The organism is Janthinobacterium sp. PLB04 (assembly GCF_021165895.1).
GTDB lineage: Bacteria > Pseudomonadota > Gammaproteobacteria > Burkholderiales > Burkholderiaceae_D > Janthinobacterium > Janthinobacterium lividum.
Genome location: NZ_CP088968.1, coordinates 1903775 through 1916786 on the forward strand (window position 1 = coordinate 1903775; position 13012 = coordinate 1916786).

Below are 13012 nucleotides of genomic sequence, written 5' to 3' on the forward strand. Positions count from 1 at the left end.
TGCACCCAAATTGGAATCAAGATGAGTTTTTTTCGAGCTAAGCTAAGCCCGGCAGGTGTGCCGCAAACGAATTCCCCCCGCCGCAAAAACGCGGGCTTGCGCATGCCGGGTGCTTCCACCGTATTTATTGCGCTTGCAGTGGCCTTTCTGGCGCTGCTGCTCGGTGCCGTGGTGGCGCTCGGTTCGAACCAATTGACCCTCATTCTCGCCGGTATCATGCTGATCGTGCCGGTAGTTGCAGTGGTCAACACGAAAAATTTGCTGCCGGTCCTGTTTGTGTTTACTTTCCTGGTGCAGGGCATGGCGCAGTATGCGTTCAACCTGCGTTTGGCGGCATGGCTGGGCAGTGGCCTCGGCGCCCTGTTCTTCGCCCGAGCCATTCTTGAGTTGAGTTCCTTCAATGGACGCCGCGAGCGCGCGCCGAAGCCCGCTTTTGGCGCCAGCGCCGTCATAGTTGCCTCATTCCTCTACTTGTCCTTCTTTTTCTTCGGCATGGCCATTGGGCACTTGAGTTTGCCCAAGATGATTTCCGCCTTTCGCTTTTGCGTACCCATGTTTGGTGTGCTGTTTGCGCTGTACTGGTTTGAATGGCCGTTGAACCGGCTCCAGACGCTTTGGAAGCTGATCGCCATCGTCACTGTGATCCAGTTGCCAATTGTAATTTACCAGCATTTCTTCATGATGAGCAGCTTGGGTTGGGATGGTGTCGTTGGCACTTTCGGACTGGGCATGAGCGCTACGCTGGTCTTGTTCAGCACGAGCGGCCTGCTGTATGTGGTGGCGCGCTGGGTACGCGGCTTGAGCGGCCCTTTGCTGCCAGCGGCTATGCTGGCGGTGGTTCTGGCAATCAGTATCCTGGGCGAAGTCAAGGCAGTTTTTATCTGGCTGCCTTTGACCCTCTTTTTGATCCTGCGCCAGCGCGTGCTGAAAAACATCTTTGCTTTTATTACCTTTGGCCTGTTTATTGGCCTGTTTATGGGTGGCACGTATGGTGCCTATAAGGCACTGTACTGGGGGGATGTGATCGGTGGCGGTAAGACGGTGGAAGAAAAGCTCGACCGGACGGGCGGGTATTTCTTTGACCCACGCAGTGTCAACTACACCACTGGCGAGGTGGGGCGCGGCGCTTCCATGTATCTATGGTATCGCGACCCCATGCCCACCCTGGTGGAGCGGCTGGTCGGTTACGGGCCAGGGGCAAGCGCCACGAATGCAGGTACGGGACAAGGTATTGTTGCGGTGCGTTATCGTCGCCTGGCCATCAACGCCACGGCCATTTCCGCGTTGCTATGGGATGTCGGCGTCCTCGGCTTGCTGGCCTTCCTTGCCATTCCCCTGACGGGCATCGTGGCGGGGCTGCGTTACGTGAAATTCTCGGGGGCAGATCCGGAACGGCTGGCGATAGTGGATGTCAGTACAGTCACAATGATCATGCTCAGTACGACAGTGATCTACAACCGTGCCTTGCTTGATGAGTCCACCTTGCAATTGCTGATGTTTTTCAGTCTGGGCTGTATCGTACATTTCTGCCGTTACCGTCATGCGGATGCGACAGCTGCTCAGCCGCTTCAGAAGCCGCGCACAGCGCGTGCCGGGGCACTGCCGGGACGATGAGCCATTCGCGCAGCAGTTTTAATAATTTGCTCAAGAACAGTTCGATGATGTTTCTGCTGAACATAGCTTCGGCAGGCGTCAGCGTACTTGCCATTCCACTCAGCCTGAAGATTATTGGTATCGCCGCATTCGGTCACCTGGTGTTGGTGCAGTCAATTGCGCTGGCCGTGTTCACCGTGTGCAATTTTCAGTACTGGCAAGGATTGCTGATTGAGTTGCCCGGCCGCCGCCTGTTGCCGCAGGCACTGAGTGCCGCTGTCTGGAAAAGCGCGCGTTTCGAATTGCTCGCGGTGTGCGGCGTCATGACCGTGATGCTGATACTGAAGCTGTTTCAGCTAAGCCAGCTAAGCACCTTTTCTTTGTCGCAGCTGATATTGCTGGCCTTGGCGGCCATCTTTCCCATTGTGGGCACCCCTACGGCTTATTTTCGCCTGATTAACAAATATCAGGTGTTGATGCTGGCTGGTTTGCTGAGCAGTCTGTTACGCCTGCTGTCGCTATTTTTGGCAGCGCATTTTTCGCCAAGCGCTTTTATGCTGGTATTGGCCTATTTTGTGCCGGAAGCGCTGCGCTGTGCGGGCCTCTTTTTATATATTCACTTGGCCAGGAAAGGACTCGATGGCAGCCTCGAGGCCAGCACCGTGGATCAAGGTCGCATAGTTAGAGCTGGACGCTGGAGTACTTTCCAGGCGATCTGTGACTTGCCCGTGGCTCAGCTGGACCGCGTGATACTGGGCTTTTCCCTGTCGGGAGAGTACCTCGGCGTATTCAGTATCCTGAAGCGGATTTATGCCCTGGTGAATATGGCCAGTGCCCCGTTCTATTCAGCCTCCATCCCCGAATTTGCTTCACGCGTGAACGCGGGCGACGTGCGCGGTGCTTTTACGCTGTGGCTGAAAACGCTGCGCGTGCTTTCAGGCGTTTCGCTGGTCGCAGGAGCGCTGTGCTTTGCCAGCCAAACGTTATGGATGCCGTTGATATTTTATGGCCTGCAGAATTATCCATGGGAGTTTGCCGTGGTGCTGGCCAGCGCCATGCTGGCGGGAACCTTCGTCACGACGCATGCCTTATATTGGTCGCTTGGCAAGTTGCGGCAGACGACTATTATCGCGATAGGGTCGAATGTCTTTTACTTGCTGATGTTATGGCTGCTGACCTCGCACTACGGCCTGCTTGGCAGTGTCAGCGCATTTCTCGTGCATGTTTCTCTTGTGGCTATATTAAAAATATTCTTACTACGGCGTTTGATGCCTCAATAAATATGATACCTAAGCTGATACATTATTGCTGGTTTGGCGATGGACAGATGAATGGCTTGCACGAGCGGTGCGTGGCATCATGGAGAAAATACTGTCCCGATTATGAAATCAAGCTGTGGAATGAGAGTAATTCCAATCTGGATAATGCCTATTGTCGCGCGGCGATCAAGCAAAAAAAATGGGCATTTGTCGCCGATTGGGTTCGTTTTGACGCACTGGTGGCGCATGGCGGCATTTATCTGGATACCGATCTTGAGTTGATCCGTCCGATTGATGAATTATTAATTGGCGTGGACTGCCTGCTGGCACGTGAAAGCAAGCGTTCAATTGCCACCGCATTTATCGCCTGTCAGGCTGGTGATTTAACGATGCAGCATGCGCGCAGTCTTATCGCTGATGAGCTAAGCAAGCGCCAGATGTTTGCCACTTCGCCGCATATCCTCAAACGTGCGGTCGCCCTGGCGGGGGCGGAACATAGCAGGATTCTGACGCCCAAGTCGTTTTATCCGTTTAATCCGTATGATCCTGATATCGCGCGCAATCCCCGGCAATTCATGTATGCGGATGTGACGGCGGAAACTTATGGCGTACATCACTATGGATTACATGGTTCCTGGGCCGATGGGCGCGTGCAGCGGCTGCTATCCCGTGCCTTGGCAAAACTTGCCATTCGCCGTAAATGGCAAATTTCCTTCAATCCTTTTCCGGGAAATTGGAATTAATTATTTGATATTTGTTCGCTTGTTGGTTAGTCATGCTTAAAGCGCTATATTTATCCATATTTCACATTTCATTTTCGTAAATGGTTGCTTAAGTCGCATTCCATGCGGATCTGCGTGTATATATTTTTTTGTGGAGTGGTTGTCTCCAAGCGACAGTTATTTACAATTCCTTGGTGTATAGTGACGGCTGAATGCAACATTAATCAGGTTTTTCTGGCACTGCCGTTATTCCCTGTTGCCGTTTTAATTGAAGAAGTTCCCCCCTTGAGTCCGATATGTTCACTGGTGATTGGCACCGGCAAGCCTGACTGCAGTCGGGGAGGCGCTTATCATGCCCTTCACCTCTATATCAGGAGATATCAAATGCCTACAAGAATAATGTCCAGTTCCGGCTTGCTGCTGGCCAGCCTGCTGGTGACTTGTTTGCCCAGCCGGGCGGACTGGGTCATGTCGGCCACGCCAGGCATCGTACGCCCTGCGCCAGATCAATTACAGACGCAGCCGCAAAATCCCCCTTCCATCACATGGGCGCGTCATCGGACTTATCCGGCGCAATATGTCGTTGAAATCCAACGTAAGGGCGGGACGACGACGTCCTATACCGTCAGCCGCAATTTCATCCTGCTCGCGCAGCCCCTGGAGGCTGGCCAGTATGCGTGGCGGGTGCGTCCTCTGAGCACGGTCATCGACTGGTCGGATTGGCGTGGTTTCATGATTGATGCTACGTCCAAACAATTTGTCGTGCCCGAGAATAGTAATATTGGTACGGCGATACTTGCCCACCCACGTCCGCGGCAACTGGCGACCAACTTCCAGCCGGCAAGCACTTGGTCCGCTGTCATGCGCGCAGACCGCGGCGGTGCCCTTGCCAAGCTCACTACCGAGGTGAATACGCGCATGATTTCACTGGCGCCGGTATCCAATGCGACCTTCCCGACCTTGTCATCGACGGCAGGCTCTGCGGCGGTTTCCGCGCAATATACGCTGGTGTCGAATACGATGGGTGGCGTGATACGGCAGCTTGAAGCCGCAGCGCTCATGTATCGGCTCACCCTCGACAAGAAGTATCTGCAAGAAGCCATTGCGCGAGGCGACCAGATCGCTTCGCTCAATCCCGAGGGGGCAACCAGTTTTGCATCGCAAGACCAGGTGGCGCGCATGATGTCGCTGGTGCTGGCCAAGGGGGCCGACTTGCTCTGGAATGAGCTGGATGCGCCACGGCGCAAGGCCTGGATGGACATGGCGGTTCTGCGCGCGCGCCCAATCTACAATAATCTGGCGGTGGCCAATGGCCGGCTCGACCAGACACCGCTGGACTCGCACGGTATCGAGGCACTTGGCTACCTGAGCCTGATTTCTGTCCTGGCACTGGGCGAATCGCCTGAAGCGAAGGTCTGGCTCGATTTTGCAGTGCGCTCATATGCGCACTTGATCCATGTCTGGAGTGGCGCCGAAGGGGGCTATTCAAATGGCACGGCGTATGCGCAATACACGATCGACATGCAGATGCAGGTGTGGCAACCACTGGCCCAGGCAACCGGCATCAACCTGTTCGAAAAACCGTGGGCAGCAGGCTTTGCCAATTTCTTCATGCAATTCACTCCGCCTGGCACCCCTAGCCATGTGTTTGGCGACGTACATGAAGGCGTGCCTGATCAGGCATTGATGAAGGCGTTCATCTCGCGCCAGAAAACGCCCGCTGCGGCGTGGTTTGTCAGCAACACGGTGGGGGAGGAAAGTCCGATTACGTTGCTGCAGGCGCCGTACCCCCTGCCAGTGGCGACAGTGACAGCCTCGGCGCCGCCGCCGAATGCAATGCTGTTTCCAAGTATCGGCTGGGTGGCCATGCATAGCAGCATGGCCGATCGGGCGCGCACTTCCGTTTTCTTCAAGTCCAGCCCGTATGGCTCCTATAACCATAGTCATGGTGACCAAAATAGCATCGTGATCAACAGCGGCGGCCGCAAACTGCTGACGGAAGCCGGTTATCAGGATTATTTTGCGTCGCCGCAAGCGATGAGCTGGTATCGCACCACCAAGGCGCACAATGCGGTGACGGTCGATGGCGGGTTGGGCCAGCCAGTCGCCGGTACGCTGGAGTTGCTTGATCGCAAGGGGCGCATTACTGCCTTCCACACGTCGCCGACGCTGGACTATGCCGAAGGCGATGCCTTGCCCGCTTACAACGGGTTGTTGACGACGGCATTGCGCAAGGTCTGGTATTTGCGCGGGCAGGATATGGTGGTTGTCCTCGATACGCTCGCTTCTGCGACACCGCGTATTTTCGAATGGAACCTGCATGCAGCCGCGCCCATTACTTTTACCGCTACCAATGCGGCGAAGATCGTCAACGTTGATCGCAGCCTGTGTTTGCAGTCATTGTCGACTGACGGCACGGCGCTGGCCAAGCGTTTGAGTCCACCATCGAAGGCCGGTACGGTAGAAGACCACGCAGCCTTCCTCAAACCGACTGCGGCATTGAAAGGCGAGTTTCTGGTGGTGCTCGATGTGGGGTGCAAGGGCATCAAACCGCAGCTGACGCAAACGGCGACAGGGCGACAACTTACCGTGGGCACGCAGACTATCGTCTTGCCTTGATGTAAACTTGATGACAATGTCGGCGCAACGCCGGCATTGTTGCAAGTGTGGTTGCGGTTCTACGATATGGCGCGCGCCGGGATGCCGACCGCAGTGGCGCCGGCTGGCACGTCGTGCAGTACTACCGCATTGGCGCCTATCTTCGCGCCGCGGCCGATCGTAATGGGGCCCAGGACACAGGCGCCCGCACCAATTTCCACATCGTCTTCGATCACCGGCACCTCCAGCAGTCCAGCGCGTCCACCGATGGTGACGTTCTGCGATATCTTGACGCGGTCGCCAATGACGGCACGTGCATGCACCACGATACCCAGCCCGCTATACGCCAGCAATACGTCACCGCCCATTGTTACGCCTGGCGGCAGCACCACGGCAAACAGCATGCGGTTGAGCACATACAGCATTCTTGGCAAGAACGGGATGCGATGACGGTGTAGCCAGGCAGACAGGCGAAATATTCTTAGCATGGAGAGCGCGGCCTTTTCAAGTTGGCGATGGATTACGGCGGCGTGGCGTCGGTAGACGGCAGCGTAACCGGATAGCTGGTGAAATTGCAATGAAATATCGGATGTGTGGCCAGTTGCCCTGTACACTTTGTTCTGCAGTACGAGTGATGTTGCTGAAGATATGGTGTAACTGACATTGTTCCCAGGCATGGATGGTATAATTATAATAATTTTATGCCATTTATGATAATATTTTTCGTCCTCGACGATTGATTCACCCTGCCTCTGCGACTATTCATACATGTTTCTCAAAATACTACAGCTCGTGCCTGAGGCATTGCCGACTTTTCGCCCGGATGTGGCTGTCCTGTTCGGTAAGTATCTGCCCCGCCATCAAGTCGTCTGTGATCTGGTGGGGACGGCGGACAGTACGCCATTCCAGGAGCAGAACTTCGCCTCGGCGCAGCGGCCCCCCTATCACGCCAGCCGCCTGCGGCGCGAATGGTCGTTCATCAAGTTGAGCCTTCGTAGCCTGTTGTCGGCCCGGCGTGGCGATTGCCATATTATCCAGGTACGCGACATGGTATCGATCGGCCTGCTTGGAATGTGGATTGCCCGTTTCAAGAAAATTCCATTTACCTATTGGGTCTCTTACCTGATGTGCGAAGGCCGCATAGAAAACGCGCGCCATCAGCTGGCTCGCCGGCCCAGCCTGCGTCAGCGGCTGGTACTGCTCAAAGGATTGTTGGAGGCGCAACTTCTATACCGGTTCGTCTTGCCGGGGGCCAAGCACATCTTCGTGCAAAGCGATGCCATGCGAGACTATATGATTGCAAAAGGAATTCCCGCCGAGCGCCTGAGTGCCGTGCCGATGGGCGTGGACATGGAACTCATGGAAGGTGCCCCCCGATCGAGCCGGCGTCCGGAAGGCTGGCAGGACGTACCGCTGCTTGCCTATCTGGGGACCCTGGACAAGTCGCGTAATGTGGAACGCATGATCGATGCGCTCCAGTTGTTGCGCGTAACGGTTCCGCGTGCCTGTCTGTTATTGATCGGCGGTTCGCCCTATGCCCAGGATGAGCAGGACTTGCTGCAGCACGCGGCGCGTGCCGGCCTGTCCGACGCTGTGCGCATTACCGGGTGGCTGCCTTCGGCGCAAGCCTGGGAATTGCTGCTGGGCGCCGATCTGGCGCTGTCCTATATTCCGCGCGGAGTCCGCTACGATGTCAGTTCCCCGACCAAATTACTGGAATACCTGGCGCTGGCAATGCCGGCCATCGGCAATGACAGCCCCGACCAGGTGCAGGTGCTGGAGGCCAGTCAGGCAGGCTGGCTGACGGCCAGCGTGCCTGCCGCCATGGCCGGCGCCATGGCCGAAGTGCTGGCCGACCCGGAACGCGCCCGCCTGCGGGCCAGCCGTGGGCCGGCGTATATTGCCAGCGCGCGCAGCTATGCCATCATTGCGGCGCAAGTTGCTCAGCAGTATCGCCATATCGCAGCCGCCTAGGCTTTCGCCATGTAACGAAGGCAAAGGAGATCAATGGATGGGAACTTTGTCGCCAGTAAATAGCACGCCGTCGCGTGACGGGGTGCTCGATGGATTTCGCATGGTGCTGGCCGTCATGGTACTGGCTTTGCATGCCGGCAGCGCGGCCGTGGGAGAAGGGGCTTATTTGACGGTCAACGGCCTGTTCCGTATAGCGGTACCCGTGTTTTTCATCATGAATGGCTATTATTTCAGCAAGGCATGTACGAACCGGGCCACTTTTCTTTCATGGTTGAAAAAAGCCGCAGGTATTTATGTATGCTGGATGGTGTTGTATTTGCCCTGCTATCTGCATCCGCAGACACTCTCCGGCGCGACTGCCTGGGCCATGCTGTTTGCCACGATGGTGATGGGGTATCACCACCTCTGGTATATGGCGGGTCTGATCTGTGGGGGGATCTTGCTGTATTGCTTGCGTGAGCAGGCAAGCATCCGTCTTGCCGCAATGGCGACCATCTTGTTTGTCATGGGGGGCTGCCTGCAATATTGTCGCGTTTATCACAATTTCTCATCGTCTCTGCTACAAAATATCGTGGCGTTGAACTGGACGTCTCGTAACTTTTTGTTTTTCGGCTTCCCTTTCCTGTGTGCGGGTTTCTTGATTGCCAAGCATGCTTGGCGTCCGCGAGGTCTGACGGCGATGGCGAGCGTTGCCGCTGCCGCATTGCTTCTTGTTGTGCTGGAATCGCATGCGAACTATCTCTTGCAAGGCGCAACGAAGAAAAGTTTCGACATGCTGTTTGCCCTGGCCCTGGCCGCACCAGCATGCTTTATGGTGGCACTGCACGCCCCCTCGCACGGCAGCATGCTGGCTTCCAGAATGTCATCCGCAGTCTACTTTATTCATCCTGCTTGCCTGGCCTTGGCCGTCTATTGGGGATGGCAAGACTGGGGAAGCCTGACCTTGGCAGGGCTGTTCCTGTCGCTGCTAGCCAGCCTGCCGTTGATGCTGCTGGCGCGGCGTTGGCGCTATATTTTGTAAGTTGCACGACTGTCCCGCACCGCGTGGATGGTTCTGTTATTAATGACTTGGGATAATCGGTATGCTTGCTTCTATAAAAAAAATGCTTGCTGCACGGCGGGTACGTCGTTTTGAGCAGATGCTCCGCGGGCGCGGCGTTGCGCTTGGCGAAAACATTCGTTGGGGGAATTTGAAGACCATCAGTATCGATGTCACCCGCCCAACCTTGCTGGAAATCGGCGCGGGAACGACGATCAATTCCGGCACGGAGATTCTGACGCATGATTTCGTCACCAACCTGTTCCTGGATTTGCATGGCGACTTCGTGAATTCCTCGGGGAAGGTGGTAATCGGCCGAAATGTGTATTTTGCCCGCAATTGCACCGTGCTCAAGGGCGTGACCATCGGCGATAACTGCGTGATCGGCTATGGGGCCGTCGTCACCAGGGACGTGCCGTCTGGCGCGATCGTGGCGGGTAATCCGGCGCGGATTGTCGGAAATGTTGAACAGTATTATGAAAAACGCAAAGTCAAATGTGTGGCAGAAGCCTTTGAGTATGCGCGCAGCATCCAGGAACGGCTGGGGCGGCGTCCTGTCGTGGAGGATTTCTGGGAGGAATTTCCATTGTTCATGGACGGCGACCAACTGGACGACCGCGTGCCGGTGAAACGCCAGCTGGATCGGGCCTATCCGCGGTATGTGGCGAATCACAAGGCGCAGTTCGCGTCCTTCGAGGCTTTTCTCCATGCCGCCGGCATACGCGACTGAACACTATTTCCGAAAAGCACGTCCTTTAGCCTTTCTCCAGCTTTTTTCTCCGGCGTAAAGTGATGTCGCCCGCACACTGGTTACATGATTAACTAGATTGCAAAAAAATAATTTATAATATGAAAATGATTACTGTGATGTTGCTTGGACCGTCCCTTGATGCGGTCAGTGGGGTTAGTACCCATCTGAATCAAATGTACCGATCCAGCTTGTCGCGAGATTTTCATCTTGTACATTTCCAGGTGGGCAGCGAAGGACGCGGGGAGTCCGCGCCAGGAAAATTGGTGCGTCTGTTGACCAGCCCGTTTCAATTTGCCGTATCGTTGTTGCGGAAACGTCCCGATATTGTCCATGTGAACACGTCGATGGAGCAAAAGAGTTACTGGCGCGATATCGTGTACGTATTTATCGCCAAACTGATGGGCAAACAAGTCGTTTATCAGGTGCATGGCGGCGCGCTGCCAGAGGATTTTTTTGGCAACCGGCCATTGCTTACCGGACTATTGCGCAAGGTGTTGCGTTCCGCTGACAAGGTCGTGTTGCTGGCGCAAACGGAATTGCGCGCCTACCGGCATTTTGACGAAGCGCTGCCGTTGGCGGTGATACCGAATGCCATCGATATCGCCGACGATCCGCAGGACAAACGGATGCATGCTCGCCCCTTGCTTCTGGTCTACGTGGGAAGGCTGGCGGAAAGCAAGGGCCTGTTCGAACTGCTGGCGGCCCTGGCCATGGTTCGCTCTGCCGGCGTGACGGCGACATTGAAGATCGCCGGCAGCGGTCCGGCCGAGGCCTCCTTGCGGGCGCGGGCCGCCGAGTTGGGCTTGCAAGACGCCGTAAGCTTCCTTGGGCCGGTGTTTGGCAAGGAGAAAGACCAGTTGTGGAAATGTGCGGATGTATTTGGGTTTCCCACGCATCATGAGGGCCTGCCCTATGCGTTGTTGGAAAGTATGGCAGCCCGTACGCCGGCGCTGGTGTGTCCGGTGGGCGCCATTCCTGACGTGATGCAGGATGGCGTGCACGGCTTTTTCGTGGCACTGCGCGATCCACAAGCACTGGCGCAGGCTATTTTACGGCTCGATGGGGACCGTGCCTTGCTGCAAAGCATGGGCCAGGCCTGCCGCTTGCGCATCGAGAGCCAGTATTCGCTGGAGCGCCTGGCGCAGGATTTCCGCGACACCTATGGCGCACTGCGTCGATAAGATTACTTTTCAAGAGGCTGTTATTCATGTGTGGTATTGCTGGTTTCATTCTCCCCGCATCTGTTCCTGGACAGCGTGACATCATGACCGCGATGGGCGCGGCGATTGCTCATCGTGGCCCCGACGATACCGGCATACTCGATGTCGCCACCGGCAATGCACAATATCGTGTCGGCCTGGTGCACCGGCGCCTGTCGATCATCGATCTGGCCACCGGCCACCAGCCACTGGGCAATGCCGATGGTTCGGTGCAAGTAATTTTTAACGGCGAAATTTATAATTTCCAGCCCCTGCGCGAGCAACTGATTGCACTGGGACATACGTTCAAAACCGCATCCGATACGGAAACCATCGTGCACGCGTATGTGCAGTGGGGCGAGGAGTGCGTGCGGCATTTCCGCGGCATGTTTGCCTTCGCCATCTGGGATGCGCGCCACGACCGCCTGTTTATCGCGCGCGATCCGTTCGGCAAGAAACCGCTGTTCCTGTGCGAGCACGCAGGCGGCTTGCTGTTTGCCTCGGAAATCAAGGCATTGCTGGCCGTTCCTGGTATGGCCGCGCAAGCTGACGAGTCCGCCATCTGGGATTATTTTGCCTACCGCTATGTGCCGGGTCCGGCAACCCTGTTCCAGGGGATACGCAAGCTCGCGCCTGGCTCCACCCTGACATGGGAAAATGGCGCACTGCGCGAACAGGTGTATTTCACGCCTGCCGACAGCCGGCCGCGCGTGGCGGCACCGTTGCCGGCCGACCCCGTTGCCACTTTTCTCGACAAGCTCGATGAGTCCGTGCGCATCCGCATGATTTCCGACGTGCCCTTCGGCGCTTTCTTGTCCGGCGGCATCGACTCGTCGGCCGTGGTCGCGCTGATGTCGCGCCATGCGGGCATGCCCGTGAAAACCTTTTCCGTCGGTTTCAAGGAGGGCGGCTTCAGCGAGCTGGCGTATGCGGCCGATATCGCGCGGCAATTTTCCACGGAGCACCATGAGCTGGAAGTATCGGTCGACCAGGTCATCGCGCTGTTGCCCGACCTCGTGCGCTTCCGCGACGCCCCCGTGGCCGAGCCGTCAGACATTCCCATCTACTTGCTGGCGAAGGAATCGCGCAAGACGGTGAAGATGGTCTTGACGGGCGAAGGCTCCGATGAAATCCTCGGCGGTTACCCGAAGCACGTGTACGAGCGCTATGCGGGCAACTACCAAATGCTGCCGGGCCTGCTGCGTCACGGCTTGATCGAGCCGGCCATCGGCGCCTTGCCGTACCGTTTCCGCCGTGCCAAGACGGCCATCGTGAACCTGGGCCTGGAAGCGTTCGACGAGCGCATGCCGCGCTGGTTCGGCATGATGTCCGACCAGGAACGCGCGCGCCTGGTGGCCATGCAGGCGCCGTCGCGCCAGCGGGATCCCTCGCTGGGCTGCGGCAGCGCCGGCAACAGCGCCTTGCGCCGTATCCTGTGCTTCGATCAGCGGAGCTGGCTGCCAGACAATCTGCTCGAGCGGGGCGACCGCATGACCATGGCCGCGTCGCTGGAAGCGCGCATGCCCTTCATGGACCACGAACTGGCCGCCTACGTGTCGAGCCTGCCGGATGAGTACCGCGTGCGGGGCCGTACCACCAAGTGGATCTTGCGCGAAGCCATGAAGCAGTTGCTGCCGGAAAATATTCTGTCGCGGCCGAAGGTGGGCTTCCGCGTGCCCGTCAACGAATGGTTCCGCGGTCCCATGAAGGATTATCTGTACGAGCACCTGACGGGCGCCGAGTCGCGCACGCGCCACTATTACCATGCGCAAGCCTTGCAGCAGGTGCTGGCCGAACACGTGGCCGGGCGGCAAAACCACGAGAAGTTGCTGTGGAGCTTGCTCACCCTGGAAATCTGGCACCGCCAGTATCTGTGA

At 56.9% G+C, this 13012-nt stretch carries 10 protein-coding genes; 9 read left to right on the forward strand and 1 reads right to left on the reverse strand.

Features of this window, described 5'->3' with window-relative positions; all coding sequences use genetic code 11:
• Positions 1-21: 21 nt before the first annotated feature.
• From LSO07_RS08280 to LSO07_RS08295, 4 genes are all read left to right on the forward strand, one after another.
• Positions 22-1614: a hypothetical protein gene (locus LSO07_RS08280; protein ID WP_034782122.1), complete on the forward strand. Its 1593-nt coding sequence runs from the start codon at positions 22-24 to the stop codon at positions 1612-1614.
• Positions 1611-2873, forward strand: coding sequence for a lipopolysaccharide biosynthesis protein (locus LSO07_RS08285; RefSeq protein WP_151093264.1), 1263 nt, complete (start codon positions 1611-1613; stop codon positions 2871-2873). Before LSO07_RS08280 ends, LSO07_RS08285 begins: the two co-directional genes overlap by 4 nt.
• A gap of 47 nt (positions 2874-2920) precedes the next feature.
• A complete protein-coding gene (locus tag LSO07_RS08290; RefSeq protein ID WP_191909603.1) occupies positions 2921-3595 on the forward strand; it encodes a glycosyltransferase family 32 protein in 675 nt (224 codons plus the stop codon).
• A gap of 378 nt (positions 3596-3973) precedes the next feature.
• Entirely contained in the window at positions 3974-6193 is a 2220-nt protein-coding gene (locus tag LSO07_RS08295; protein ID WP_225317215.1) for a heparinase II/III domain-containing protein, read from the forward strand.
• Positions 6194-6252: 59 nt separating this feature from the next.
• Here the strand turns inward: LSO07_RS08295 and LSO07_RS08300 are convergent, their stop codons facing one another.
• Positions 6253-6849 (reverse strand): serine O-acetyltransferase, encoded by a 597-nt coding sequence (locus tag LSO07_RS08300; RefSeq protein ID WP_225317216.1) that lies wholly within the window; start codon positions 6847-6849, stop codon positions 6253-6255.
• Positions 6850-6940: 91 nt separating this feature from the next.
• On the opposite strand from LSO07_RS08300, the gene LSO07_RS08305 reads away from it, so the two are divergent.
• The 5 genes from LSO07_RS08305 (at position 6941) to asnB (ending at position 13012) form a co-directional block, all read left to right on the forward strand.
• A complete protein-coding gene (locus LSO07_RS08305) occupies positions 6941-8146 on the forward strand; it encodes a glycosyltransferase family 4 protein (RefSeq protein ID WP_080753334.1) in 1206 nt (401 codons plus the stop codon).
• 37 nt (positions 8147-8183) lie between these two features.
• Positions 8184-9167 carry an acyltransferase family protein gene (locus LSO07_RS08310; protein ID WP_191909604.1) on the forward strand — a complete coding sequence of 328 codons (984 nt, stop codon included), beginning with the start codon at positions 8184-8186 and terminating at the stop codon, positions 9165-9167.
• A gap of 61 nt (positions 9168-9228) precedes the next feature.
• Positions 9229-9915 carry an acyltransferase gene (locus LSO07_RS08315; RefSeq protein WP_070282741.1) on the forward strand — a complete coding sequence of 229 codons (687 nt, stop codon included), beginning with the start codon at positions 9229-9231 and terminating at the stop codon, positions 9913-9915.
• A gap of 119 nt (positions 9916-10034) precedes the next feature.
• Positions 10035-11117 (forward strand): glycosyltransferase family 4 protein, encoded by a 1083-nt coding sequence (locus tag LSO07_RS08320; protein WP_080753338.1) that lies wholly within the window; start codon positions 10035-10037, stop codon positions 11115-11117.
• 83 nt (positions 11118-11200) lie between these two features.
• Positions 11201-13012: an asparagine synthase (glutamine-hydrolyzing) gene (asnB, locus tag LSO07_RS08325; protein ID WP_231773001.1), complete on the forward strand. Its 1812-nt coding sequence runs from the start codon at positions 11201-11203 to the stop codon at positions 13010-13012.

What these genes read in the sequence shown, in the direction of transcription:
- LSO07_RS08315 (WP_070282741.1), top strand. Translation starts at nt 9,229, where the DNA reads ATGCTTGCTTCTATAAAAAAAATGCTTGCTGCACGGCGGGTACGTCGT.
- asnB (WP_231773001.1), top strand. Translation starts at nt 11,201, where the DNA reads ATGACCGCGATGGGCGCGGCGATTGCTCATCGTGGCCCCGACGATACC.
- LSO07_RS08310 (WP_191909604.1), top strand. Translation starts at nt 8,184, where the DNA reads ATGGGAACTTTGTCGCCAGTAAATAGCACGCCGTCGCGTGACGGGGTG.
- LSO07_RS08305 (WP_080753334.1), top strand. Translation starts at nt 6,941, where the DNA reads ATGTTTCTCAAAATACTACAGCTCGTGCCTGAGGCATTGCCGACTTTT.
- LSO07_RS08320 (WP_080753338.1), top strand. Translation starts at nt 10,035, where the DNA reads ATGAAAATGATTACTGTGATGTTGCTTGGACCGTCCCTTGATGCGGTC.
- LSO07_RS08280 (WP_034782122.1), top strand. Translation starts at nt 22, where the DNA reads ATGAGTTTTTTTCGAGCTAAGCTAAGCCCGGCAGGTGTGCCGCAAACG.
- LSO07_RS08285 (WP_151093264.1), top strand. Translation starts at nt 1,611, where the DNA reads ATGAGCCATTCGCGCAGCAGTTTTAATAATTTGCTCAAGAACAGTTCG.
- LSO07_RS08290 (WP_191909603.1), top strand. Translation starts at nt 2,921, where the DNA reads ATGAATGGCTTGCACGAGCGGTGCGTGGCATCATGGAGAAAATACTGT.
- LSO07_RS08300 (WP_225317216.1), bottom strand. Translation starts at nt 6,849, where the DNA reads ATGCCTGGGAACAATGTCAGTTACACCATATCTTCAGCAACATCACTC.
- LSO07_RS08295 (WP_225317215.1), top strand. Translation starts at nt 3,974, where the DNA reads ATGTCCAGTTCCGGCTTGCTGCTGGCCAGCCTGCTGGTGACTTGTTTG.